This window comes from Bradyrhizobium sp. 18BD (assembly GCF_054185225.1).
In genome coordinates this window covers 361,612-386,826 of sequence record NZ_JAVAYL010000005.1, presented here as the reverse complement: position 1 = coordinate 386,826, position 25,215 = coordinate 361,612, and the positions used below count along the sequence as shown (strand labels likewise).

The window sequence follows — 25,215 nt, the reverse complement described above, 5'->3', positions numbered from 1 at the left end:
GGCTGGACAGAACCGTCTTACGATTATATGTCTAGACATATAAGTCAAGCATCCCAGGGCGCAGGGACTTCGCGAAGGGACCGTTGCATGGCAGAGCGCTTCGACCGGATCTGGCACAACGCCCGGCTCGCCACGATGCGGGCCGACGGTCCCGATCTCGGCGAGATCGAGCATGGCGTGATCGCCATCCGCGGCGGACATATCGTCTATGCGGGCGCGGAGGCGGATTTTCCTGTTGATGCCGACGCCATCAAGCGGATCGATTGCGAGGGGCGCTGGATCACGCCGGGCCTCGTCGACTGCCACACGCATCTCGTCTATGGCGGCAACCGCGCGCATGAATTCGAGCTGCGCCTGAAGGGCGCGAGCTACGAGGAGATCGCGCGTGCCGGCGGCGGTATCGTCTCGACCGTGGCCGCGACGCGCAAGGCGAGCGAAGCCGAGCTCGTCGCGAGCTCGCTGCCGCGGCTCGATGCGTTGATCCGCGAGGGCGCTACCACGGTCGAGATCAAGTCGGGCTACGGCCTCGATGCCGAGACCGAGATGCGCCAGCTCTCTGCCGCGCGCAGCCTCGGTCGTCAGCGGCCGGTTACGATCCGCACCTCTTTCCTCGGCGCGCATGCGTTGCCGGTGGAAGCGAATGGCGACAAGGACCGCTACATCGATCTCGTCTGCAAGGAGATGCTGCCTGCCGTCGCAAAGGCAGGCCTGGCTGATGCCGTCGATGCCTTCATGGAGGGCATCGCGTTCTCGGCCGAGCAGACGGCGCGGGTGTTCGAGACTGCGAGAGGGTTGGCTTTGCCGGTCAAGCTGCATGCCGATCAACTCTCGAATCTCGGCGGTGCTGCGCTCGCCGCAAAATTCTCCGCGCTCTCCGCCGATCACCTCGAGCACACCGACGAAGCCGGCGCTGCCGCGATGGCCAAGGCAGGCACGGTCGCGGTGCTGCTGCCCGGTGCCTTCTACTTCATCCGCGAAACGCAAAAACCGCCGGTGGAGGCGTTCCGCAAGCACGGCGTCCATATGGCGCTCGCGACCGACTGCAATCCCGGCAGCTCGCCGCTGACTTCGCTGCTGCTCGCGATGAACATGGGTGCAACGTTGTTCCGGATGAACGTCGCCGAATGCCTTGCCGGTGTTACCCGCGAAGGCGCACGGGCGCTCGGCGTGCTCGATGAAACCGGTACGCTGGAAGCCGGCAAATGGTGCGATCTCGCGATCTGGGATATCGAGCGTCCCGCTGAGCTGGTCTATCGCATCGGCTTCAATCCGCTGCACCGCCGTGTCTGGAGGGGCCAGTGATGGAGCAGGGCGCAGCGATTGTCGTCAAGCCGGGAACGGTGAGCCTCGACGATCTCGCGCGCGTGCTGGCTGGTGCGCCCGTCGTGCTCGACCCCGCGTTCTGGCCGCGCGTCGAGGCGGCTGCGGAGATCGTCGCAAAGGCGGCACACGCCGCGGCGCCCGTCTACGGCATCAACACCGGCTTCGGAAAGTTGGCGTCGAAGCGCATTCCGCCGGATCAGACCGCGCTGCTCCAGCGCAATCTCATCGTCTCGCATTGTTGCGGCGTAGGCCCTACGACGCCTGAGCCGATCGTCCGGCTGATGATGGCGCTGAAGATCGTCTCGCTCGGGCGTGGCGCCTCCGGCGTCCGCCGCGAGGTGATCGAGCAGTTGCAGGCCATGCTGGCGCGGGGCATCTCACCGCTGGTGCCGCAGCAGGGCTCAGTCGGCGCCTCCGGCGATCTCGCGCCGCTCGCACATATGACCGCGGTGATGATCGGTGAGGGGCAGGCGATCCTCGACGGTAAGACCGTCCCCGGTGCCGAGGCGCTCGCGGCAGCCGGCCTTGCGCCGCTGACGCTCGGTCCCAAGGAAGGGCTCGCGCTGATCAACGGCACGCAGTTCTCGACGGCTTACGCCATCGCCGGCGTGCTGCGCGCGTTTCGTCTCGCCCGCGCCGCGCTGGTGACCGGCGCGCTGTCGGTGGATGCGGCGATGGCGTCGACGGCGCCGTTCCGCCCCGAGATCCAGGCGCTGCGCGGTCATGCGGGGCAGATCGCCGCGGCCGCGACGCTGACCGCGCTGCTCGACGGCAGCGATATCCGCCTGTCACACCTCGAAGGCGACGAGCGCGTGCAGGATCCCTATTGCCTGCGCTGCCAGCCGCAGGTTGCGGGCGCGGCGCTTGATCTGATCATGCAGGCTGCGCGCACGCTGATCGTCGAGGCCAATGCGGTCACCGACAATCCGCTGGTGCTGGTCGAGACCGGCGAGATCGTCTCCGGAGGCAATTTCCACGCCGAGCCCGTTGCCTTTGCCGCCGATGCGATCGCACTGGCGCTGTCTGAGATCGGCGCGATCAGCGAGCGGCGCATCGCGACGCTGGTCGATCCAGCGCTCAATTTCGGTCTGCCGCCGTTCCTGACGCCGGATCCCGGCATCAATTCCGGCTTCATGATCGCCGAGGTGACGGCCGCGGCGCTCTATGCCGAGAACAAGCAGCGCGCGTTGGCCTGCTCGATTGACTCGACGCCGACCAGCGCCAATCAGGAAGACCATGTCTCCATGGCCGCGCATGCCGCGCGGCGCCTCTCCGACATGTCCGACAATCTCGCCGCGATCCTTGGCATCGAGCTTCTGGTCGCCGCGCAAGGCATCACGCTGCGCGCGCCGCATGCGACCAGCGCGCCGCTTGTTGCCGTCATCGCGAGGCTTCGCGAGCAGGTGCCCGCGCTCGGCGCCGACCGCTACATGGCCGGTGATCTCGCCAAGGCCGCAGCACTGATCGAAGCCGATGCGCTGCCGGCCGCGGCGCTCGCCAAGCTTTCAATCGATCCGTTTCCGAGACTTGCCTGAAGAGGTCCTCATGAACCGCCGACTGGACAATGACCGCACCATCCGCGCCCCGCGCGGCAGCGACATCAGCGCCAAGAGCTGGCTGACGGAAGCGCCGCTGCGCATGCTCATGAACAACCTCGATCCTGATGTCGCGGAGCGCCCGAGCGAGCTCGTTGTCTATGGCGGCATCGGCCGCGCCGCGCGCGACTGGGAGAGCTTTGACCGGATCACGGCCGCCCTGCGCAAGCTCGAGAACGACCAGACGCTGCTGGTCCAGTCCGGCAAGCCGGTCGGCGTGTTCCGCACCCATGCCGACGCGCCGCGCGTGCTGATCGCGAATTCCAACATCGTCCCGCACTGGGCAACGCTCGATCATTTCAACGAGCTCGATCGGCAGGGCCTGATGATGTACGGTCAGATGACCGCGGGCTCCTGGATCTATATCGGCAGCCAGGGCATCGTGCAGGGGACGTACGAGACCTTCGTCGAAGTCGGCCGTCGCCATTACGGCGGCAGCCTCGCGGGAAAATGGATTCTCACCGCTGGCCTTGGCGGCATGGGCGGCGCGCAGCCACTGGCCGCGACCATGGCAGGCGCTTCGATGCTTGCGGTCGAATGTCAGCCGAGCCGCATCGAGATGCGGCTGCGGACCGGCTATCTCGATCGACAGGCCGGAACACTCGACGAAGCGCTGGCGATCATGGCGGATGCCGCGAAGACGAAGAAGGCAGTCTCGGTCGGCCTGCTCGGTAATGCCGCGGAGATCTTTCCAGAACTGGTGCGCCGCGGCGTCAAGCCCGACATCGTCACCGACCAGACCAGCGCGCATGATCCGATCAACGGGTACTTGCCGAAGGGCTGGACGCTCGCCGATTGGGAGGCGAAGCGCGCGTCCGATCCGAAAGCGGTCGAGCGCGCCTCGAAGACCTCGATGGTCGAGCACGTCCAAGCCATGCTCGATTTCCATGCGCAGGGCATTCCGACGCTCGACTACGGCAACAACATCCGCCAGATGGCGCAGGACATGGGCCTGAAGAACGCCTTCGATTTCCCCGGCTTCGTGCCCGCCTATATCCGTCCGTTGTTCTGCCGCGGCGTGGGGCCGTTCCGTTGGGCTGCGCTGTCGGGCGATCCCGACGACATCTTCAAGACCGACGCCAAGGTCAAGGAGTTGATGCCCGATGACAAGCATCTGCACAACTGGCTCGACATGGCCAAGGAGCGCATCAAGTTCCAGGGCCTGCCGGCGCGGATCTGCTGGGTCGGGCTCGGCGATCGCCATCGCCTCGGCCTCGCCTTCAACGAGATGGTGGCGCGCGGCGAATTGAAAGCGCCGATCGTGATCGGTCGCGATCATCTCGACAGCGGCTCGGTGGCGAGCCCCAACCGCGAGACCGAGGCGATGAAGGACGGCTCGGACGCGGTCTCGGACTGGCCGCTGCTCAACGCGCTGCTGAATTGCGCCAGCGGTGCGACCTGGGTCTCGCTGCATCATGGCGGCGGCGTCGGCATCGGCTATTCCCAGCACGCCGGCATGGTGATCGTCGCCGACGGCACGCCCGAAGCGGCCAAGCGGATCGAGCGTGTGCTGTGGAACGATCCCGCCAGCGGCGTCATGCGCCATGCGGACGCGGGTTACGAGATCGCGATCGACTGCGCCCGTGACAAGGGGCTCGATCTGCCGAGCCTGGCGAAATAGCTAGCCGCGCACCAGGAGCTTCGGCATCGTCGTCTTCGCGCCGTCCATGAAAGTCTGGACGGCGTCCCGGACGATGGCATCGAGATCGGCAGGGATCGGCGTCTCGTAGATGAATTTGCGGATCGCGAGATAGAAGATGCGACCGTGCAGGCCCCAGAATAGCTCTGTCTCGCGTTCGCTCAGCGGATGGGCTTTCGCATCGGGCAATTTCAGATCGTGCCGTAGCTCGGCTGCTGCCGGCTCGATGATCTCGCGGCGGACGATGTCGAGATAGCGGCCGGTGATGCCGAACGACTTCATCCCGGAGAAGACGAAGATCCGCACCCAATTGTACTCGAACACGCGCTCGACGTAGTCGAGGTAGAAGCGCGTCAGCCGTGCCTCCAGCGATAGTGAGCGGTCGCGGATCATCGGGCCCCAATCCGGCGACCAACGGCTGAGATAGACCTCCTGGTAGACCCGCTCGATCAGCGCTTCCTTGCTCGGGAAGTGGCGATAGATCGCTGAATGGGTGATGCCCACGCGTTTTGCCAGTTCGCGGGTCTGGCCCTCGAAGCCGCGCTCGGCAAAGAAGCGGATCGCTTCGTCCACGATCGCGCGCTCGCGGTCGGCGGCGCGCATGTTGCGGCGCTTTGGCGCAGCTGCCTCACGCGTCTCGGTCCGCCGCCGCGGTCGCTTCGCAATCTTCTGCGTCTTTTTCGCCATCCGCCTTCTTAGCCTAAAGGTACATTTGTGACCAAATGGTCATTTTCTGTTGACCGCTCCCTGGTGGCGTGTCAGGATTTTGAGACCAGATGGTTACAAATCTGGCGTCCCGGCTGATGAGCCGACGGATCTCGAGGAAACGGCGGTGAAGGCGAGGGCTTTCAGCTATTTTCGTGCTGCGACGATCGACCAAGCGCTGGATGCCCACGCGCGCGCCGGCGATGACGCGCGCTTCATTGCCGGGGGGCAGAGCCTCGTGCCGGCGCTGTCGCTGCGGCTGCAGGCGCCGCGGCTTTTGATCGACATCACCCATATCGACGAGCTGCGCGGCATCAGGCGCGAAGGCGGATATCTGCGCATCGGCGCGCTGACGCGCCATTGCGAGATGCTGAGCGAGCCGCTGATCGCGGAGTTCGCGCCGCTCTTGCATGCCGCGGCGCCCTTCGTCGCCCATCCGGCGATCCGGAATCGCGGCACTTTTGGCGGCAGCGTCGCGCTCGCCGATCCGGCTTCTGAGTTCCCGGCGATGACGCTGGCGCTCGACGCGGAGATCGAGATCGCGGGCGCTACGGCTACCCGGCGCGTCAAGGCCGACGATTTCTTCCTCGACCTGTTCGAAACCGCGTTGCAGCCGGGCGAGCTGATCACCGCAGTCTACGTCCCGCTGTTCAAGGCCGACCAGCGCTTTGCGTTCGACGAACTGGCGCGCCGGCGCGGCGACTACGCGCTGGTCGGTTGCGGCCTGCTCGCGACCTTCACCGGCGACCGCATCGACGACATCCGCATCTCCTTCTTCTCGGTCGGCAACACGCCGACGCGGGTGAAGGGCACGGAAGCCACCCTGATCGGCTCGAATCTCGACGCGGAGCGTATCGCCGCAGCCCAAGCCGCACTCGAAGGCGACCTTGCGCCGCCCGACAGTGACGAGGTGCCGCCGGCGATGCGGCTGCATCTCGCCCGCGTCCTGCTCGGGCGCCTGCTCGGACGTCTGAGGGACGGCGCATGAGTGACTTCGACGAAACCTTGCTGGACGAAGCCGGCGAGACCGTCCGGGTCCGCTTCATCGTCAACGGCCGCAAGATCACCTGCGAGGTCGCGGCGCGCGAGACGCTGGTCGATTGCCTCCGCAACGTGCTGGAGCTGACCGGCACCCACGCCGGCTGCGAGATGGGTGCTTGTGGCGCCTGCCTCGTCCAGCTCGACGGCCGCGCGGTGCATTCCTGCCTGATGTTCGCCGTGCAGGCCGACGGCGCGACCATCAACACGATCGAGGGCCTCTCCGAGAGCGGCGTCATCGCCGATCTTCAGGCCGAATTCCATCGCCGCAACGCGCTGCAATGCGGCTTCTGTACGCCGGGCATGCTGGTAAATGCGCACGAGCTGCTGTCGCAGGTGGCGCAGCCAAGCCGCGAGGAAATTCGCGACGCGCTGTCGGGCAACTACTGCCGCTGCACCGGCTATGAAGCGATCGTCGATGCCATCGACGCTGTTGCCAAGGCGCGCAGCGAGGGCGGAGGCGCAGCATGAGTGCACCGCTGACCTCGCTCGATCGCCCGAATTCCTATATCGGCCGCTCCGTGCCGCGGCCCAACGCCAAGCGGCTGCTGGCCGGGCGCGGGCGCTATATCAGCGATCTCAAGCTGCCGCGCATGCTCTACGCTGCGTTCCTGCGCAGCCCGCATGCGCACGCGAAGATCGTTGCGATCAACGCCGATGAAGCCCGCAGGCTCGAAGGCGTGCATCTTGTCGCAACGGGCGCCGATCTCGCAAAAATCTGCACGCCCTGGACGGGCACGCTCGATCACTTCAAGGGCATGACCTCTTCGGCGCAATTGCCGCTACCGCTCGACCGCGTGGTCTGGGCTGGGCAAGCGGTGGTGGCCGTGGTCGCCGAGAGCCGGGCGATCGCCGAGGACGCGCTGGAGCTGATCGAGGTCGACTACGAGGACCTTCCTCTGGTCGTGGATATCGATGCAGCGCGAGAGGTCGGCGGTGCCCTGATCAATCCCGGCAGCACCAACAATGTCTGCTTTCGCAGCCAGCTCGACAACGGAACCGTCGACGACGCTTTCGCGAATGCCGCGCATGTGGTGGAAGAGGAATTTTCTTTCGGTCGCCACACCGCGGTGACTCTGGAGCCGCGCGCCATCGTCGCCGACTATGATCCGTCCGCCGGCATGCTCACCGTGCATCACGCGACGCAGACGCCGTATCAGTTCCAGGACCTCTATTCGCGCCACTACGGCATTCCCGAGGCCCGCGTTCGCGTCATCGCGACGGACATCGGCGGCTCCTTCGGCATGAAGCTGCATGTCTATCACGAGGACATGGCGGTGGTCGGCCTCTCGATCCTGCTCGGCCGTCCCGTCAAATACGTCGCTGACCGCATCGAATCCTTTGTCTCCGACATCCACGCCCGCGACCACCGCGTCCGCGCCCGCATGGCGCTCGATGCCAAGGGCGAGATTCTTGCGATGGACGCGCTCGATCTGACCGCGATCGGAGCCTTCTCGACCTATCCGCGCACCAGCGTGGTCGAGGGCAATCAGGTGATCCGCCTGATGGGCGGTCCATATCGCTTTAGGAATTACCGCGCCATGCTGGAGGTTCTGTTCCAGAACAAGGTGCAGACCAGCCAGTATCGTGCCGTCGGCCATCCCATCGCCTGCGCCGTCACCGAGCGGCTGGTCGACATGGCAGCGGCGAAGGTCGGCCTCGATCCCTTCGCAATCCGCGCGCAGAACGTGATCGCCGACGATGCCTATCCGCAGACCTCGCCGACCGGCTATCGCTTCGAGGCGCTGTCGCATCAGGCCTGTCTGAAGCGCCTGCACGAGATGATGGACTACGACCGCTTGCGCGCCGAGCAGGCCGACTTGCGCAAGCGCGGCATCTATCGCGGCATCGGAATTGCGACTTTCATCGAAATCACCAACCCGAGCCCGGCCTTTTATGGCGTCGGCGGCGCGCGCATCTCCTCGCAGGACGGTGCCATTCTCAGCCTGACGCCATCGGGCGAGGTGCGCTGTCTGATCTCCGTCACCGAGCAGGGGCAGGGCACCGAGGCCATCATCAGCCAGATCGTCGCCGATCAGCTTGGCCTCGCGCAGGAGCACGTCAAGGTCATCACCGGCGATACGGAAGTGACGCCGCACGGCGGCGCCACCTGGGCCTGCCGCGGCGCCGGCATTGGCGGTGAGACCGCGCTGCAGGCCACGCGCGTGCTCAAGCGCAACATTCTGGAAATCGCGGCGCTCATCCTTCAGGAGCAGCCGTCAGCGCTCGACATCATCGACGGTCAGGTGGTCGATGCGGCGTCGCGGAACCAGCGGATGCCGATCTCAGAGATCGCGCGTATCGCCTATTTCCGTTCGGATACCCTGCCGCCCGGTACGCAGGCGCAGCTCACCGTCAGCCACCATTTCGCGCCGCAGGGTTATCCCTTCGCCTTCACCAACGGCATCCAGGGTTGCTCGCTGGAGGTCGATGTCGAGACCGGCTTCATCAAGGTGTTGAAGCATTTCATCGTCGAGGATTGCGGCCGTGTGATCAATCCGATGCTGGTGGATGAGCAACTCCGCGGCGGCATCGTGCAGGGGCTGGGTGCGGCCCTGTTCGAGGAGTGCCGCTACAGCGACACCGGCCAGCTCATGAACGGCTCGCTCGTGGACTACCTTGTGCCGATGCCGATGGAAATGCCTGATATCGTCATCGCCCATGTCGAGACGCCGACCGCCGATACCGAGCTCGGCGCCAAGGGGGTCGGCGAGGCCGGCACGGCGGCCGCGTCGGCTTGCGTGCTCAACGCCGTCAACGACGCGCTCACGCCGTTCGATGCCACCATTAATTCGATCCCGATCACGCCGACCAAAGTGCTCAAAGCCCTGAAGCGATTCTAGAAAAAAGACCTTGGAGGAAATCATGCCCAAATCCGGTTCGACCCCGAAAATATCCCGTCGCACCGCGCTCGCCGGCCTCTCGGCCAGTGCGGCACTGCTCGCCATGCCCGGGCTCGGCCGCGCCGCGGATGAGACCATCCGCATCGGCTTCCCGACCCCGTTGACCGGCCCGTTCGCCGCCGAAGCACGCGATCAGGTCAAATGCGCCGAGCTCGCGGTAAAACTCGTCAACGACAGGGGCGGCATCGGCGGCCGCAAGGTCGAGCTCTTGGTGCGCGACGACAAGCTCAATGCCGGTGAAGCCGCAACCCGTACGCTCGAGCTGATCGAGAAGGACAAGGTTCACGCCGTGGTCGGCGCGCTCTCCAGCGCCGTGCAGCTTGCGGTCAACGAGGTCACCCGCGCCCGCGGCGTGATCTACGTCTCGATCAGCCAGTCCGACACGATCAACGAGGCCAAGGATTTCAGCAAGTTCACCTTCCACGAGGCGCTGAACCCGCACATGACGACCGCTGCCGTGGCGCGGCAGACACTGAAGAAGGGTATGAAGGTCGCGCACCTCGTTGCGGACTACGCCTATGGCCATGAGATGCTGCGCGGCTTCAAGCGCGCGCAGGCGGCGATCGGCGCCGACAATGTCGGCGAGATCCTGCATCCGTTCGGCGCGGCCGATTACTCCACCTTCATGCCGCGTCTGATGTCGATGCGGCCGGACGTGATCTGCATCTCCAATTTCGGCCGCGACCAGGCCAATGCGATCAAGCAGGCCGTGGATTTCGGCGTCAAGCAGCAGATGAAGATCGTCGTGCCCGTGATCCTGCACAACCAGCGGCTCGCGGTCGGCCCCGACGTGTTCGAGGGCGTGGTCGGCGGCGCCAACTATTACTGGGGCCTGGAGACACAGAGCAAGTCGGCCGCCGCGTTCAATACGGCGTTCAAGGCCGCCAATGCTGGTGCGATCCCGACCGATTACGGCGCCTATGGCTATTCCGGCGTCGGATCGCTGCTGGCAGCGATGCAGGCGGCCGGCGGCACCGACACCAACAAGGTCGTCGACGCCCTGGAGAAGCTCCAATACGATCTGACCAAGGGTCCGCAGCACTACCGCAAATGCGATCACCAGTCGGTGCAGCCGGTGCTGGTGCTGGAGTCCAAGAAGAAGTCGGCCATGGCCAACGAGAACGATCTGTTCGCGATCCTCGCCAACGACGCCGGCTCCGACGACATGCTGCGCAGCTGCAGCGAGCTCGGCCACGCGACCTAAGACTTGTGACGATGGACCTGTCGCTGATCGTCATGCAGCTTCTCTCCGGGATCGCCCTTGGGGCGGTCCTGGTGATTACCGCGCTTGGACTGACGATCGTGTTCGGCATGCTCGGGGTGGTCAATTTCGCCCACGGCGCGCTGTTCATGATCGGGGCTTATGCGGGGCTGTATCTGGCATCGCTCACCGGAAGTTTTTGGTGGGGATTACTGCTCGCGCCCATCCTGATCGGCGCCTTCGGCATGCTGATCGAGTTTGTCCTGATCCGCAGGCTTTATGGACGCTCGATCGACGATCCGCTGCTGCTCACCTTCGGCCTCAGCTACATCCTGGTCGAGGGTGTACGCATCGTGTTCGGCAGCGACGGCATTCCGTTTCCGACCCCGCCACAGTTGATCGGTGTGCTCGACCTCGGCATCGGCTTCTTCCCGCGCTATCGTCTGTTCGTGATCGCGCTGGTGGCGGTGGTGCTGCTGGTGCTTTGGCTGACGTTGGAGAAGACGCGCATCGGCCTGATCGTCCGTGCCGGAGCGCGCGATCCCATGATCATGCAGGTGCTCGGCGTCGACATCGGCCGGGTCTGGCTTGCGATTTTCGGCCTCGGCGTCGGGCTCGCCGCGCTCGGCGGCGTGCTTGCCGGCCCGATGCGCAGCGTCAATCCTGAGATGGGCTCGCTGGTGCTGGCGGAAGCCTTTGTGGTGACGGTAATCGGTGGTCTCGGCTCGATCGTCGGCGCAGTCGTGGCGGGCCTCATGGTCGGCGTTTCCATCAGCCTGGTGGCGCTGTTCGCGCCTGAGATGGCGACCATCGTCATGTTCGCGCTGATGGCGGTGGTGCTGCTGATCCGCCCGCAAGGCCTGTTCGGCGTGAGAGGGAGGACCGCGTGATGTCGCCATCGCGTGGCGAAGCGGTTGCCAAGCCTGCATCGAGCGGGCTCGGCTGGCTTCTCGAGCAGCGCGTGCTGCTGTCGATCGCGGTGCTGGCCGTGCTGCCGTGGCTGCTGCCGTCGCAGGCACTCGCCGTCAACGTCCTGATCTACGGCGTCGTGGTGATGGGCTACAATCTGCTGTTCGGCTACACCGGGCTGCTGTCGTTCGGCCAGGCGGCCTTCTTCGGCGCCGGCGCTTATTTTACGGGGATCGCGATTGGCCGCTACGGAGTGCCCTGGTTCCTGGCGGTTGCGATCGCGGTGCTGCTCAGCACCTGCCTTGCCGCCGCGATCGGCATCGTCTCGACGCGCACCCGCGGCATCTACTTCTCCATGGTGACGCTCGCGCTGGCGCAGCTCGTCTATTACGTCGCGCTGCAGGCCTCGTCCTTCACCGGCGGCGAGAACGGCCTGCGCGGCTTCACCGTCGACCGCATCAGCCTGTTCGGCCTCTCGGTCAATTTCCTCGACCCCGTCAACAAATATTACGTGCTGATGGCGTTGGCCGCGCTCGCCATGTGGTTCCAGTCACGCATCCTGAACTCGCCGTTCGGCGCCGTCATCGAGGCGATCCGCGAGAACGAGCAACGGGCGCGGGCCTGCGGCTACAATGTCGAGCGCAGCAAGCTGATCGTGTTCATGCTGTCGGGGGCGATCTCCTCGCTCGGCGGCTGCATGCTGGCGCTGCATCTATCGATCGTGCCGCTCGATATTCTGCATTACCAGACCTCGGGCATGATCGTGATGATGGTGCTGCTCGGCGGCGCGCGCAGCTTCTTCGGGCCGTTCGTCGGCGCGGCAACATTCCTGATCCTGGAGGACGTCATCTCGGTGTGGACGCCGCATTGGCAGATCTTCGTCGGCGCGATCTTCGTGCTGTTCGTGCTGTTCCTGCCCAAGGGCATCTGGGGCACGCTGCTGGACGCGCTCGGTGTCGGAAAGGCGCGGCCATGAGCGGCGAACTCCTTCGCGCCGAAGGCCTCGGCAAGCATTTTGGCGGCTTCGTCGCGCTCGAGGGCATCACCGTATCCTTTGCCGCGGGACAGCTCACCTCGATCATCGGGCCGAACGGCGCCGGCAAGAGCACCTTCTTCAACATCCTCTCCGGCGCGCTGACGCCGACGTCTGGAAGATTGCACTTCCGGGGACGCGAGCTGAACGGCCTGCCACAGCACCGCTTCGTGCATCAGGGCATCTCGCGCTCCTACCAGATCACCAATATCTTTCCGGACCTCACCGTGCACGAGAACGTCCGCGTGGCGGCGCAGGCGCTCACCGTCAGCTACGACATCTGGCGTAACCGGACGCGGCTGCCGGAGCTCAACGCGAAGGCCGACGCCGCGCTTGACGCGGTCGGCTTGCTCGGCAAGCGCGGCGAGCTGGCAAAATTCCTGTCGCATGGCCAGCAGCGGGCGCTGGAGATCGCGATCGCGGTGGTCTCGGAACCGGAGTTGCTGCTGCTGGACGAGCCAACCGCCGGCATGGGGCCGGAAGAGACCAAGGACATGGTCGCGCTGCTCGAACGGCTCGCCGATAAGCGCACCGTGCTTCTGGTCGAGCACAAGATGAAGATGGTGCTGGGCCTGTCCAAGCGCGTCGTGGTGCTGCATCACGGCCGTCTGCTGGCGGACGGCGCGCCAGACGAGATCAGGAGCAATCTGGAAGTCCGACGGGTCTATCTCGGACAGAGTGAAGGCTATGGCTGAGACCGCGCTGCTCGAAATCAACGATCTCCACGCCTGGTATGGCGCGAGCCACATCCTGCACGGCATCTCCCTGCACGTGAAACAGGGGGAGGTGGTCGCGCTCGTCGGCCGTAACGGCGCCGGCAAGACGACGACCTTGCGGGCGATGATGGGGCTGATGCCGAAGGCGACCGGCCGCGTGCGTTTTGCGGGCAAGGAGCTGTTGCCGCTGCGCGCCCATCAGCGCTTCCATCTTGGCCTTGCCTATGTGCCCGAGGAGCGCCGTATCGTTCCCGGCCTCTCCGTGCGCGAGAACCTTCGCCTCGGTCTCGTCGCAGCCGGCCGCGAGATCGAGGAGCGCGCCGCGATCGACGAGATCGCCGAAACCTTCCCGCGCCTGAAGGAGCGTCTCGACCAGGAGGGCGTGACGCTCTCCGGCGGCGAGCAGCAGATGCTCGCAATTGCGCGGGCGCTGATCGCCGATCCCAGGATGATCCTCCTGGACGAGCCCTCGGAGGGCATCATGCCGGTGCTGGTCGAGGAGATGGGTGTGCTGTTCCGCCGTCTCCGCGACGAAGGCAAGACGCTGCTTTTGGTCGAGCAGAATGTCGAATGGGCACTACGGCTCGCCGACCGCGCCGTGATCATCGACCAGGGCGAGGTCGTGTACGAGAGCAGTGCTGCGGCGCTGCTCGCCGACAAGGACATCCAGGAGCGCTACTGCGCGGTGTGATGGCCGTCTACGAGGGGACGTGCGCAGGCAGGTCACCCAAGGATCTTGCCGAGCTCGTTGAGCTTGGCAAGCGCGGCCTTGCCGACTTCGGTGATGTTCTTCTCCGCGCGTGCGGCCAGTTCGCGGTCGGCCTCAAAGCCCTTCCTCACGGCATTGACGCTGTCGCGGATCTGGCCGCCGATCGTGGGATCGCCGATCGACTTCTTCACGGTGCTGTCGTCGAACGCTTTCACGGTCTGCTCCTGATCCGCGAGGCGCGCGCTGTTGCCGGCTGAGGTCTCATCAAACGCCTGACTGAGCGCCTGGTCCAACAATTCCTTCAAGGCTGCGAGCGGGCCTTCGGTGGCGGAGCTGGTCGTGCTGACCTTGAAGCCCGGCGTATCCGGCACGAACAGCACGGTGCCACGCGCGAGCTTGTTGAGGTCGGCGTGCGGATTGGCCTCCTGCAAGGCCTTGAGCGCAGCCTCGCTGCGAACATGGCTGAGATTGGCATGCAGCAGCTTCTCGCTGACCGCCTTGAGCTTGGTCTCTTCGCCGACGATGAAGGTGCGCATCGCATTATCTCCCTAAGGTCAGCCTATCACGTTGAGCGGCGCCCACGGCGTGTTGGCGATGCCGCCGGGGATGATGATGTTGCCGGTGGTGATGTTGCCGAGCACGGTCATGGCTCGCGCATTGGCGAGGCGAATCGAGCTTTCGCCGCCGCGCACGCGGTTCGTGCTGATGATGGCGATTGCGCTCTCCAGCGCTACGGCGATGCTCTTGTTGCTGGCTTCGACCCGGTTGTCGTTGAACAGGCATTCCTGGCCGGCGACGACCAGCACGGCGGGAGCTGGCCCGCGCGCGGAGAGCGTGTTGCCGATGATGCCGGCCCGCGCGCCCTCGGTGTCGTTGGCGGCGAGGCTGGCCCTGACGAACGCATAGTCGGCGCCGACCGCCAGGATGCGTCCGTCACCGAGCCGGATGGCGACCTTCTCGCCGGCCTGCCCGAATGGCGTTCTCGGATTGACCTCGACCGTCGTCAGCGCGAGCCAGTTGCCGGTGGAGTCGTCGACGACGGGCGCGAGGTCGCGCTGCACCGTATTATGGTTGACCTCGATCTGGGTCTGCGGCGAACGGAGCATGATGCCTGCGCTGGTGCCGACAAAGCCCTTGGCGGGCGCGATCTCGACGATCTCGTTGCCGCTCACGCGCGGGCGGCTGACGCCGAAGGTGAGGACGCCCGCGCGTAACGCCGATTTCACCGCCGCAAGACCGATGGCGCGAACCAGATTGCCGGCGATCGTCGCGCTTTCGGCGCGGATCACCTCGATCCCGATCACGGTGCCGTTGTCGCTCTCGGTCGCGGGTCCGATGTTGCGGATATGGTTGTTCTCGATCGAGACCGCGGCTGCGTCCGTCGCGCCGCCGAGCATGATCCCGGCACCGCAGGTGTCGATGGCATTGAGCTTGATGATCAGGTCCTGCGAGGCCGCGATCACCTTGATGCCGGCGGTGCCGAAGCCGTGGATCTGGTTGGCGAGGATATGCGCGACGGCCGTGCTGCGGCGGTCGAGCCCCGGGATCAGCTGGATTCCGACATGGTCGCCGGGCGACCAGTTGCGCAGCTGGTTGCGTTCGATCCAGAGACCCGCCGCAGCACAGGCGATGCCGTTGGCGTTGATGTTGAAACTGTTGCCGTCGATCGCGAGCGAGGCACCGGGAAGCGCCAGTCCCTGGGCGGCGACGGCCGTATCGCTGCAGCCGATGATCTCGTTGTGCGCGATCCGCGTGGCGAGCAGATGCAGCACCTCGTCGGCGAAGGCGATGGCGCCGCGCTGGCACAGCAGGATGTTCTCCTCGATGGTCACGGCTGCGCTCAGCAGGAATTCGGCTCCGCCTTCCACCCCCTTGATCCCGCCGCCGGCAATCGCAACCGGCGCAAAGATCGCGTTCTCGGAGAGCTTTGCGCCGGCAACCACGCCACGCAGCACCACCGCCGGGAGCTGCGCGTTCTCGGTGCCCAGGGCCGCGATGGCGAGACGGGTCAGGCCGAGGCCGATGCAGGTCGAGACGTCGATGGTCGGATCGCGCGCGAGCGAGATGATCGCGAGGTCTTCGATCGCGATCGCAAAGGAGTCCTGGATCGCGAAGGCGCCGGCCGGCGCCACCAGCAGCGTCGCCGGGCCCTTGCCGACGATACGGATCGATTTCGCCTGGTTGACCGTGACGGCTGCCGGCAGCACATATTGGCCCGGTCCGAGGCAGATCGTCCCGCCGGTCTCGCGCAGCTTGTTGGCGGCGTCCTGGATGGTGAAGCTGCCGCTCTCGTGCTGCTCGACCGTGACGCAGGCCGTGCAGGCGCAATCGTGGCCTCCGCCTTCCGGCGGCCATTGGTGACGGCAGTCGGTGACGCTTTTGGCGTCGACATCCCAGATACCGAGCCGTGCATAATGGTGGTGGATGCCGCGCGGCGGGGCGCGGTCGAGCAGCTCGACGCTGGCATCCGCCGTACGCGCGGCGAAAGCCCACCAGTCGCCGGCGCGAAAGCCCGCAGTTCCCGTCGAATCGAAGCTCACGGTGACGCCGTCCTCGAGCAGGATGGTCGTGCCCGCGGCGGGCACCTTGATCACACCGGTTGATCCGGCGGCGTCGAGATCGCCGATCTGCACCGGCGTGCCACTGGCATCGGTTCGAAACACCTTTCCCTTCTGGTCCCAGCGGCGCACCCGCAAATTGGTCTGCTTCGGCCAATCGCTGTTGGGAAAGCCCGGCGGCAGCATCAGGGCCGGGAGGGCCGGGGTGAAGGTGATGCGCCGGGTCGCCTCGGTGACGGTGATGCGGCGCATCTCGCCGGCTGCTTGCGAAAACTCCCTGGCGTCGTCGATGATCTCGACCCAGTCGCCGCTGTTGAAGCGGAGCACGTCGTCGCGCCCGAGGTTGTCGAGCTCGAGCTCGGTCGCCGAGATCATGCTGGCAACGCGCGAGCCGATGCTGGCATTCTCGCGCGACCATTTGAAGGTCGCGGTGCCGCCGGGCTGGCCGGGGTCCTGGATCTCGACGCGGTAGAGCTGGTTCTCGAGGCCGCGAAAGCCGCCGGTCGGCGGCAGCTCGCAAGGATCGGTGGTCGGCGCTGCGTCGAACGTGCCCGTCGTGAGTACGCCGGTCGATGGTGCGATCACCGCATTCCAGCCCGGCATGTCCCCATCGGGAGTCGCGCAATCGGTGTTGTCGCCGGCATCGGTGTCGAGCACGCGCACCTGCCACACCGTCTGCAGCCGCGAGCTGGTTTCGACGCCGACGGCGATCTCGACCAGCTCAGGACGTTCCAAATAGGTCAGCTCGCGATTCCAGACGTCGAGATAGACGAGATGGCGGCCGGCGGTCGGCAACGCCGGCCGCACCTTGGCCGGAAGGTAGGGTTGGGTCTCATAGGTGAGCTTGTTGGTGAAGACGGTCTCGGCCATCAGTTCGTCGAACAGGCGTTTGTCGGGATCGGCAAGGCCGTGATTTTCCGCGAGCAGGCCGTCCACATAGAGCCGCCCCTTGCCGATCTCCAGCGTATTGCCGCCAACGCCGAGCTTGAATGCATCCGGCGTGGTCGCGGACACCGTGGCACGGCCGAGAACGTCGCCGGCGAGCGCCCGCAGCCTGCGATCGAGGATCGCCATCAGCTCGTTGGCGTCGCCGTCGAGCAGAACTGCACCTTGTTTCAGCTCCAGGCCGGCGAAATCGAGCAGCGGGTCGAGACGAACGCGTGAGAAGTCGGCACCCATGATAGCCTCCGATGCACTCGGTCAACTCGCGAAGAACAGGCCCGCGTGCAGCCCGAAACGTAGATATTCGTCGAGACGCAGCTTGAGATTGGCTTCGCGCTGCGGCTGGAATAATGCGTTGAGCACGCCGATCTCGCTGTCATTGTCGCCGCCGGCGCGGATCGCGAGGCTGGTGGTGCGGCGCAGTTGCGCATAGCCGGGATCGCCGTAACGCAGCGATGTGAACAGCGGCAGCGCCGTGGGCGCAGTATCGTTTGGCACGCAATGGAATTTGCGCGGCGTGATCGAACCAGGCGGCACGTAGCAGAAGCGGACGCAGCCTTCCTGGCGGCGCTGGACCAGCAGGGGCGCGATCCACTTTTCGGCGGGCTTTGCGCCGAGCCCGGCGAAGAAGATGGTGTTGGAGGCGAGCTTCAACAGTTTTGTGTGGACCTTGCCGATTACAGTGCATTGGGCGAGGGTCAAGTCGGCGCCGGGACCGCCCGCGTCGTCGGCAGCAAAGGCGACGCTCTCCGGCGCGCCGGCGTCAATGATGCAGTCGGTCAGCGTCATCTCGGCGTCCGTGACGGCATGGATCGGCCCGGTGATGCAGCGTTCCAGAGTCACCTTGGCGAAGGGATGCTGGACGATCAGGCTCGGCACGCCCGGCGAGACCGGACTGCCGTCGCCGTTCAAGGTGAGGCCTGGCACCAGCGTGCAGTCACGCAGCACCAGCTCCCGCGGCTCGACATCGGCAAAGGCTGCGAGCCGGAGCGCGCCGCCTGATATCACGAGCCCGTCGAGCGTGAGCCGGCCGCGCGCGCCGATATCGAGCGTGATCTCGCCGCTCGCCGCCAGCAGCGGGCGGGTCTGGTCATGCGCGGCAACGACGACATGGTGCGGCGTGGCATTGCCGAGGACGTCGTCGACTTTGAACGTTGGCGTCTCCGCGTAGGTCAGGCTGTCGCCGATCGTGAGACGACCGCCGGTTCTGATCAGATCAAGTTTGCCCTGCAACACACCACCGGCGTCGACGGCTTGCTCGTTGCCGATATCGCCTTCGGCCGGCACGCGCGGATATTCGCCGCCGCCGATCTGGCGCGCCGTGCCGTAGTGAAAGGTTGCCAGCAGCGGCCCGTCGGCGGCTGAGCCGAGCAGCACGCGGCCGCGCTCGGGATCGAAGCCGATCGTGCCCGCAATCACCTGCGCCTCATGTGCCCAGCCGATGACGTTGCCGCCGCCGTCGAGAATGTCGCGGAGATCGCAGACGCGCACCTTGGCCGTGGGCACCGGAACAGGCGGATTGCCCGGGGTGAGGAACACCAGGCTCTCGCCATCGCCGTAATCGTCCTCGCGCTGCGCGTCGGGCTGCGCAGTTACCTGCGCCGCGCGGACGGCCATCGCCATCAATCGTACCGACAGCGGCTCAGGCACATTGATGGGTTCGGCGAGATGCGAAATGTCGGTCTCGGACTGCGCAAAGCGGAACAGCTGCATGTCCGCGCCGAGCGGATTGAGGCGGAACTTCCGGCCGCTTGCGTCACCTGTATCAGGCGTCAGCGGCACGGCGGTGAGCGACAGTGATAATAGCCGCCACAGGAAAATTCCGATGTTGGGAATGTTGTAGCGTCCGGCACCGAGTTCCGGCCGCCGCATCTCGGCGGTGTGCGCGATGCTGTTGAAGGCGCCGTCGCGCCGGAACAGCGCCGCCGTGTCGCGCAGATTGCAAGTCGCCGGGGCATGCAGCCGGATGTGCTTCATGTATTGGGTGGTGGTGAGCTGCTCGAAATACTCGACCGCATGTGCCGGCCAGCCTGTCACATCATGCGCGAGCTCCTCCAGCATCAGCGCGGTGCCCTTGCGGCGGCGGAAGGCGATGGTGTCGGCGACTTCGGCCCGCGGCGAGGTCAGCTCGCCTCCAAGCCCGCGCAGTGGCCGGTAGCCGATGAGATCGCCGATATAAGGCGTGACCCATTCGGCGCAGGTCTCGATGAACTGGTCGTCATAGAGCTGGTCGATCGACTCTTCCAGCGTGGCGAGCTCGCGGGCGAAGGCTGCGAGCAGGGCCTGAAGCGGGCCGGCCTTTGCAGGATCGCCCGCGAGCGCGGCGTCGCGAAGGCGGTGCAGCGCCGGCATCAAGCCGTAGAGCCGTTCCGGGGTGAGGCTGTTCATGCCATCTCCTCCAGCAAGGCGAACGGCGCCGGGTCTAGGGTCAAGAGCTCGCTCGGCATCGCCACGCCCTGGTCGACATGCATTCGCGACGCCAGCAGCCGGACCTGACGCGAGGGAATGGTCTGGGCATAAGGCGTCGTGCCGCCATAGAGCTGGACAAGATCGACGGCGACGACACCGGGCGCCGGTTGTGCGGCCGCGGTCACGTCGGATTGCTGCACCGGCTGGCCGAGCTCGCGCGCGTCGAAGGCGAAGTGCGCGCGCAACGCTGCCTCGACCGCAGCGAGCACGGTCTTCGCGTCGAAGTCGGGATCGCGCTTGACCCTCAATCCGATCCGGAACGTGGAGGGCTGGTAGGGCAGCAGCGTCACTGCGACATGCGGATCGCCGCCGGCCTTGAGCGCCGCGAGCAGATTGGTCCACACGGGGCTTGCGGAATTGACGGGAGCTTCGGGCGGCCCCGCGATCGTGATCGCGACAGTCTTCCCCCGCGGCAGTTGCAGCACCTGCGCCTGCGCTTTGGCAATCCCGGAGAAGGCGCGGGCAAAATCCTCGTAGTCGAGAACGGATACGACGCGTCCGAGCGTACGGGCGCCCAGCGGAATGCTGCGCCGTGCGGCGTCGGCCGGTTCCGGGTCGTTGCCGCCTTCGGCGGCAAGCGGGTTGCTTACGCCCTTGAGACCGAGTGGGCGCGACAGGAGCTGGCTCAGCGTCTCAGCGCGGACGTTGCCGGCGATGCCGATGCCCTTGCGGTAGGTGGCGCGAACATTGTTGAGCCCGCTCGGCAGCCGTGCGCCGCTCGCGCCATCGCCGAATTTTGCGATATTGCGGCCCTGCTCGTCGACGTCGAGCGTGAAGGCGTGCTCTGTTGCGGCTGCACCATATAGCGTCGCGCGCTCGTGCCATGCGATCTCGCCGATCCGCAACGTCAACTCGCTGGCGGCGCCGCTCTCATTGGCGGCGGCCCGATAGGTCAGCGGCACCTGTTTCAGCTCGAATTGTTGGAATGGCTGGGCCGCGTCGCCCGAGCCGAGAATCTGTGTCACCGTCTCGCCGTGCGAGGCCCGCACGATGTTGGCGTGAACGACCATGCTGCCGCGGTCGAGACTACCGGCGAGCGGCGGATCGATCTGAAGCAGGCAGCGATTGGAGTCGACAGACTGGGCGGAGACAAGCCTGGCCTGGACGGTGACGGCCTGGCCGTCGGAGACGCGATTGCCGCGCACGATCAATCGCCGTCCTGCGACGAGTCCGTCGGCGCTGATGCTAGCCGGAATGCTGTCGCCGACCACGGCATCGTCGACGGCGTAGGGGGCGAGCGTGAGCTCTTCCGACTGCACGAAGGCCGTGCAGCGACGAACCTCGTCCTGGTAGCGGTCGTAATTAGAACCGCGCAATTGCAGGCGGGTGACTTTGCCGGCCAGCGCGAACTCCGCCCGCGACGTCTCATTCACGTCAGTGACTTTGAAGACGTCGAGGTGGGCGCCCAGGTCGAGGATGACAATCGATTTTTCGAAGGCCTCGATGATCTTGATAGATCCCTTCGCCGCCATCGAAAGCACGGCGTAACCGCCGGCGCGGACCTCGGAATAGACCGTATCGAGATCGATGAAACCGCCGTCCAGAGTCGCGCCCATCGGTGAAATCGCGTAGGCAGGCCAGTCCTTCGCATTGGAGCTGCCGGGATAGTTATTCTTGAAGTCGCTCGACATCGATGCCCACATCGGTGCGTTGTGGCCGAACGGGGCTGCGCGCTTGCGCAAGGCAAAGACTCTCGATGCCTGGGCGGACGAGACGCCGGACAGGCCGAGCTGCCAGGTGATTTTGGTGCGGTCGAAATCCGATTGCAGCTCGACGCTGTCGATGAAGCGGAAATCGCAATTGCTGTCGTTCGTACCGGGATTGAAGGCATCGCCGACGATCAGCAGCGCATCGCCCGGCTTCAGATTGTTGCGCTGGCCGGCGAGGTACATGACGGTGTCGTCCTTGCCGGGCCGCCGCGCCTCCGCCATCCAGGGGCGGAGCGCATTCCAGGCCGGCCGCGCGGCGTCCAGCCGCTCGACCGTCTCGAAAGTCTGCGGCTTCTCGTCCGGCCCCGGCACGCTCTGCACTTTGGTGCCGATCTCGATCGATACCTGCGCGGGTACGCCGGTGACGAAGCTGCCCGGTTCGGGCGACAGCTTTGGCGGCGGTGTAGGGGGCGTTTCCAGCGTGAAGGCGAGCCAGGTCTCGGCGGCGACGCCCGGCCGCAAGCGATAACCGATCAGCCGGCCCATCTCCTGGAGCGAGACGCGCTCCAGTGCCGTGCGAAGGTAGGATTCGTTGGCGATGCGCTCCTGGTAGAAAGTGAGCACGTCGGCGGCGCAGGCGAAGGCGTCGACGAGGCCGATGGTGAAATCGTCGTCGCTCCGGCTTTGCAGCTTGCCGAGCGGGGCGAATGCCGCCGAGGACAGCGCGGCATGCAGGCTGTCGCGGAACTGGGCGTAGTCGCCGATCCGATAGGCGATGGCGGAGAGGCCGTAGCGGTTGAAAGTGCCTTGCGGCGTCTCGGTTTCGATACCCGCGCAGCAGCCGCAGGTCTCGCTGCCGGCGGGCAGGGCGGAGGGCTTGATCACCGGAACTGGTAGCGTCATTTGCCGCCTCCCGCTTCGATGATGAGCCGGCCGCGTTCGCGGAAACTCGGATTGTTGGCTAGCTGCGCGATCTCGAGGCTGCTGATCGGAATCACCTCGTCATCCAGCGATGTCGCGAGCGGCGAAATGAACCTCTGGAATTTCTCCGCCTGCACTGCCTCGACGCCTTCGACCGCCTGCGCGGCTGCGATGATGCGGCTGAGATAGACGGGATCGCCGAACGAGAAATTGTCGGGATGGAACAGTCCGAGCGTACCGTTGGGCAGCACCGAGCCCGACAGCACCGCGCGAACCGCCTGCGCGACCTCGGCGCGGAAATAATCCGGCTTGACGCAGACATGCAGCGTGACGTCGAGCGGCACGTAGCGTGGCGGCCGCACGTCGAGATCGTAGCCGGCCATTCGGAACCGCTCGAGATGATTCCGCAACTGAGCGGCGAAGGGGGCATCGACCGCGCCGCCGCCGAAGCGGTCGGGCGTCACGAACACGGAGTACCAGCTTCCGGTCCAGCGGAACGTCGCGGCGGCGCGTTGCACGTCCACGCGCCGCTCGGCGGCGGCCGCATAATCGGCCGCGGTCACCGCGCGCTCCTGGGTGCGGAACGCCTGCGGCGCATCGCGCCGCGCCGCCTCGATGTCCTCGGGCTCGGTGCCGCCGGATGCTGGAAGCGGATTGTGAACGTTGGTGAACACGTCGTTCGTCGTGCTGACGACATGCGAGATGGAGTCAGCGCCGACATTGCCCGCCGTGCCGTTGCCGATCCGGTAGGTCGCGGTGAAGGCGGTGTCCTCGGCTGGGCGCTTGCCGAGCAGGCCGTCGCCGAACCGCAGCAAAGCGCGGCTGTGATTGTCGATCTCGACCACGACATGCGGGGCGTTGCCCGAGCTCGCGGTGAGATCGCGGCGCGGCAGCCAGTGCTCGGTGATGCCGGCAACCTGTCCCGTGAGGTCGACGATGGCAGGGGTGGCATCGCGCGGCGACAACAGGCCGAACGCGCTTGCCGCCCACCACGGCTTGTCCTTGCTGACGGGAACGGCGAGCAGCGCGCCGAGATCGAACGATTGCGTCAAGGGGCTGTTCGCCAGCACCGGACGGAAGCGCGGCGGCAGCATCACCTCGGGGGGCGATGTGCAGCAATTGCCTGGCGCAGATGATGCCTGCTTCAGCCTGGAGCGCGGCATCGTGCCGAGCTGCTCGGGCGCCAGGGTGCGGCCGTGATCGACCAGCACGATGTTGCCGCGGGCGACGCTGATCGCAAGCTCGGGGCGATCCTCCACCGTCAGGCAGAGCGGGAAGGGCAATGCGTCCGCGTCGCTCCAGGCTATCTCGGTGACGTCGACGGGACCGTCGACCGGCGGCTCGTCGAACAGCCCGCCGGATGGATCGTTCGTCAGCGAAACCTCAGTCAGCCGCACCGCCCAGCGATGCCCGGGATCCGCATCGTCCGGAGACAAGGTTGTCGGGCTGATGACCTCCTCGAAGATCAGGATGTCGCCGACAGCGAGCGTGTCGATATGGCCGCGTAGCGTTGCGCGCGTGGTGCCGCGCGGCAGGCAGCAACCGTTGTTGCCCCAGGCATAGAAGGCGAGGCTGTTCTGCTGTTCGTCGAGCACGGCGGGCGCGACGGTCTCGAACATCTCGGCGCCGCCATCGATCGCATCGCTCAAGGCGCGCGAGCCAGGCGTCAGCACCACGTCGAGCCCGGGGACGCGGGTCAGCAATTGCGTGGCCTTGTCCAGCGCGATGTCCTGCCCGTTCACGTCGAAATGCACGAAGGCGCGCGCGTTGCAGCCTTCATGCAGGTGATAGTCGACCAGCCTCGTGTGGCGCCGTACTGAGATGCGTTGCCGCGCGGTGGCGAGATAGGCCTCGTTCGCGATCGCATCCTGGCGGTAGGCGAGATTGTCGGCGGCATAGGCGAGTAGCTCGACCAGGGTGACGCCGAGATCAGCTGCTGAGCGCTCCTGCCAGCCGGGCACGAGCAGGCTCAGCCGATCCAGCATCAGCCGGCGAAATCCCTGATAGTCGCGCGCGAGATAGTCGATATCGGGCCGCGCGCGCGGCACCGGCGGGCATGGCGCGGTGTCCGCGCAGTCATAGTCCGAGGGGCATTCGATCTTGAAGGTGAAATCGATCAGCGACAGCTTTGGATCGAAACCCGCCGGCGGCAGGGTCGAGCCGGAATTGGCGAAGATGCCGAAACTGTAGATCGAATAATCGCCGCTGCTGTCGGTGCGGACCACAAGCGTGCGGGGGAGATCGCCGGCGGTGTCGACCAGACCGGGCTCAGCTTCGGCAGGCAGCGCATCGGCCGGGGCGCACCAGACCACGCCGACGGTCGCGATCCGCTCACCGCCGGTGATCCGGAGATTGTCCGGCGACAGCGTGAAGCCGGAATGCAGCAGCCGCACCAGCAAGGTCTGTTGCCGCGGCGCGCCGGGCGGGGAGGCGAGGTCGAGTACTTCGATGGATTCGATGGCGTTGGCGCTGCCCTTGGCCTTGAGCACCTCGAGCCGGCGCGGATCGCAGCAATGTTGCTTCATGCCACGCCTCCTGGAAGAGCGATGCTGGCGAGGTGGCTGGTGCGGTCGGCCAGCACGACGTAACGAATCTCGGCGCGCAGAACGGCATCGTCATTGATCACCTCGACCGAGGTGACGGCGATCAGATGCGACAGATGCTGATGCAGCGCGGCCTGGGCCAACATCTGCGTGGTTGCGGCGAGCGTCACCGAATTTGGCTCGAACACCAGCGAGAGCAGCCCGGCGCCGAAATCCGGCCGCATCACCCGTTCGCCCTGCATGGTGAACAGCACCTGCTCGATCAGGTCGCGGATGTGATCGAGACGGTCGGTCGTGGCGGTGCGGCCCTGGTCGTCGAAATGGTAGGGGAAATCGAGCCCGTTGCTCACATCGTCCTCCCC

Annotated in this window: 18 protein-coding genes; 11 read left to right on the top strand and 7 right to left on the bottom strand. The window is 65.9% G+C overall.

What is annotated here, in order from left to right:
* The first annotated feature begins 87 nt into the window (after positions 1-87).
* From hutI to hutU, 3 genes are read left to right on the top strand one after another with little or no spacing between them, the layout of a single operon-like run.
* Positions 88-1,302, top strand: coding sequence for an imidazolonepropionase (hutI, locus tag RAD16_RS12430; RefSeq protein ID WP_458158154.1), 1,215 nt, complete (start codon positions 88-90; stop codon positions 1,300-1,302).
* A complete protein-coding gene (gene hutH / locus RAD16_RS12425; RefSeq protein ID WP_458158153.1) occupies positions 1,299-2,858 on the top strand; it encodes a histidine ammonia-lyase in 1,560 nt (519 codons plus the stop codon). Before hutI ends, hutH begins: the two co-directional genes overlap by 4 nt.
* Before the next feature lie 10 nt (positions 2,859-2,868).
* Positions 2,869-4,539, top strand: a complete 1,671-nt coding sequence (hutU, locus tag RAD16_RS12420) for a urocanate hydratase (RefSeq protein WP_458158152.1) — start codon at positions 2,869-2,871, stop codon at positions 4,537-4,539.
* On the opposite strand, the gene RAD16_RS12415 is transcribed toward hutU, so the two are convergent.
* Positions 4,540-5,160: a TetR/AcrR family transcriptional regulator gene (locus RAD16_RS12415; protein ID WP_458158196.1), complete on the bottom strand. Its 621-nt coding sequence runs from the start codon at positions 5,158-5,160 to the stop codon at positions 4,540-4,542.
* A 229-nt stretch (positions 5,161-5,389) separates the two neighbouring features.
* Between RAD16_RS12415 and RAD16_RS12410 the strand changes: the two genes are divergently transcribed.
* Genes RAD16_RS12410 through RAD16_RS12375 form a run of 8 tightly spaced genes read left to right on the top strand, consistent with a single transcriptional unit; the run spans position 5,390 to position 13,753 of the window.
* On the top strand, positions 5,390-6,250 hold the full coding sequence (locus RAD16_RS12410) for an FAD binding domain-containing protein (protein ID WP_458158151.1): 861 nt from the start codon (positions 5,390-5,392) through the stop codon (positions 6,248-6,250).
* Complete coding sequence (locus RAD16_RS12405; protein ID WP_458158150.1) at positions 6,247-6,771, top strand: (2Fe-2S)-binding protein; 525 nt, start codon at positions 6,247-6,249, stop codon at positions 6,769-6,771. The genes RAD16_RS12410 and RAD16_RS12405 overlap by 4 nt, the downstream gene beginning before the upstream one ends.
* Complete coding sequence (locus tag RAD16_RS12400) at positions 6,768-9,143, top strand: xanthine dehydrogenase family protein molybdopterin-binding subunit (RefSeq protein ID WP_458158149.1); 2,376 nt, start codon at positions 6,768-6,770, stop codon at positions 9,141-9,143. Before RAD16_RS12405 ends, RAD16_RS12400 begins: the two co-directional genes overlap by 4 nt.
* A 22-nt stretch (positions 9,144-9,165) precedes the next feature.
* The gene (locus RAD16_RS12395) at positions 9,166-10,407 is read left to right on the top strand and encodes an ABC transporter substrate-binding protein (protein ID WP_458158148.1); all 1,242 of its coding nucleotides are present in this window, start codon (positions 9,166-9,168) and stop codon (positions 10,405-10,407) included.
* Between the two features lie 11 nt (positions 10,408-10,418).
* On the top strand, positions 10,419-11,294 hold the full coding sequence (locus tag RAD16_RS12390; protein WP_458158147.1) for a branched-chain amino acid ABC transporter permease: 876 nt from the start codon (positions 10,419-10,421) through the stop codon (positions 11,292-11,294).
* Positions 11,291-12,289, top strand: a complete 999-nt coding sequence (locus tag RAD16_RS12385) for a branched-chain amino acid ABC transporter permease (protein WP_458158146.1) — start codon at positions 11,291-11,293, stop codon at positions 12,287-12,289. Before RAD16_RS12390 ends, RAD16_RS12385 begins: the two co-directional genes overlap by 4 nt.
* Complete coding sequence (locus tag RAD16_RS12380) at positions 12,286-13,041, top strand: ABC transporter ATP-binding protein (RefSeq protein ID WP_458158145.1); 756 nt, start codon at positions 12,286-12,288, stop codon at positions 13,039-13,041. Before RAD16_RS12385 ends, RAD16_RS12380 begins: the two co-directional genes overlap by 4 nt.
* Positions 13,034-13,753, top strand: a complete 720-nt coding sequence (locus tag RAD16_RS12375; protein WP_458158144.1) for an ABC transporter ATP-binding protein — start codon at positions 13,034-13,036, stop codon at positions 13,751-13,753. Before RAD16_RS12380 ends, RAD16_RS12375 begins: the two co-directional genes overlap by 8 nt.
* A gap of 32 nt (positions 13,754-13,785) precedes the next feature.
* Here RAD16_RS12375 and RAD16_RS12370 read toward each other — a convergent pair whose 3' ends face one another.
* From RAD16_RS12370 to RAD16_RS12345, 6 genes are read right to left on the bottom strand one after another with little or no spacing between them, the layout of a single operon-like run.
* Entirely contained in the window at positions 13,786-14,307 is a 522-nt protein-coding gene (locus tag RAD16_RS12370) for a hypothetical protein (protein WP_458158143.1), read from the bottom strand.
* Positions 14,308-14,325: 18 nt separating this feature from the next.
* Complete coding sequence (locus RAD16_RS12365; RefSeq protein ID WP_458158142.1) at positions 14,326-17,508, bottom strand: DUF6519 domain-containing protein; 3,183 nt, start codon at positions 17,506-17,508, stop codon at positions 14,326-14,328.
* A 21-nt stretch (positions 17,509-17,529) separates the two neighbouring features.
* Positions 17,530-19,659, bottom strand: a complete 2,130-nt coding sequence (locus RAD16_RS12360; protein ID WP_458158141.1) for a hypothetical protein — start codon at positions 19,657-19,659, stop codon at positions 17,530-17,532.
* Entirely contained in the window at positions 19,656-22,292 is a 2,637-nt protein-coding gene (locus tag RAD16_RS12355) for a putative baseplate assembly protein (protein WP_458158140.1), read from the bottom strand. The genes RAD16_RS12360 and RAD16_RS12355 overlap by 4 nt, the downstream gene beginning before the upstream one ends.
* Positions 22,289-24,835 carry a putative baseplate assembly protein gene (locus RAD16_RS12350; protein ID WP_458158139.1) on the bottom strand — a complete coding sequence of 849 codons (2,547 nt, stop codon included), beginning with the start codon at positions 24,833-24,835 and terminating at the stop codon, positions 22,289-22,291. Before RAD16_RS12350 ends, RAD16_RS12355 begins: the two co-directional genes overlap by 4 nt.
* Positions 24,832-25,203, bottom strand: a complete 372-nt coding sequence (locus RAD16_RS12345) for a GPW/gp25 family protein (RefSeq protein ID WP_458158137.1) — start codon at positions 25,201-25,203, stop codon at positions 24,832-24,834. Before RAD16_RS12345 ends, RAD16_RS12350 begins: the two co-directional genes overlap by 4 nt.
* Positions 25,204-25,215: the final 12 nt, after the last annotated feature.

Excerpts from the sequence above, each read along its gene's own strand:
- hutU (WP_458158152.1), top strand. The coding sequence starts at position 2,869 with ATGAACCGCCGACTGGACAATGACCGCACCATCCGCGCCCCGCGCGGC.
- hutI (WP_458158154.1), top strand. The coding sequence starts at position 88 with ATGGCAGAGCGCTTCGACCGGATCTGGCACAACGCCCGGCTCGCCACG.
- RAD16_RS12380 (WP_458158145.1), top strand. The coding sequence starts at position 12,286 with ATGAGCGGCGAACTCCTTCGCGCCGAAGGCCTCGGCAAGCATTTTGGC.
- RAD16_RS12360 (WP_458158141.1), bottom strand. The coding sequence starts at position 19,659 with ATGAACAGCCTCACCCCGGAACGGCTCTACGGCTTGATGCCGGCGCTG.
- RAD16_RS12415 (WP_458158196.1), bottom strand. The coding sequence starts at position 5,160 with ATGCGCGCCGCCGACCGCGAGCGCGCGATCGTGGACGAAGCGATCCGC.
- RAD16_RS12390 (WP_458158147.1), top strand. The coding sequence starts at position 10,419 with ATGGACCTGTCGCTGATCGTCATGCAGCTTCTCTCCGGGATCGCCCTT.
- RAD16_RS12395 (WP_458158148.1), top strand. The coding sequence starts at position 9,166 with ATGCCCAAATCCGGTTCGACCCCGAAAATATCCCGTCGCACCGCGCTC.
- RAD16_RS12365 (WP_458158142.1), bottom strand. The coding sequence starts at position 17,508 with ATGGGTGCCGACTTCTCACGCGTTCGTCTCGACCCGCTGCTCGATTTC.
- RAD16_RS12355 (WP_458158140.1), bottom strand. The coding sequence starts at position 22,292 with ATGACGCTACCAGTTCCGGTGATCAAGCCCTCCGCCCTGCCCGCCGGC.
- RAD16_RS12375 (WP_458158144.1), top strand. The coding sequence starts at position 13,034 with ATGGCTGAGACCGCGCTGCTCGAAATCAACGATCTCCACGCCTGGTAT.
- RAD16_RS12400 (WP_458158149.1), top strand. The coding sequence starts at position 6,768 with ATGAGTGCACCGCTGACCTCGCTCGATCGCCCGAATTCCTATATCGGC.
- RAD16_RS12370 (WP_458158143.1), bottom strand. The coding sequence starts at position 14,307 with ATGCGCACCTTCATCGTCGGCGAAGAGACCAAGCTCAAGGCGGTCAGC.
- RAD16_RS12350 (WP_458158139.1), bottom strand. The coding sequence starts at position 24,835 with ATGAAGCAACATTGCTGCGATCCGCGCCGGCTCGAGGTGCTCAAGGCC.
- RAD16_RS12405 (WP_458158150.1), top strand. The coding sequence starts at position 6,247 with ATGAGTGACTTCGACGAAACCTTGCTGGACGAAGCCGGCGAGACCGTC.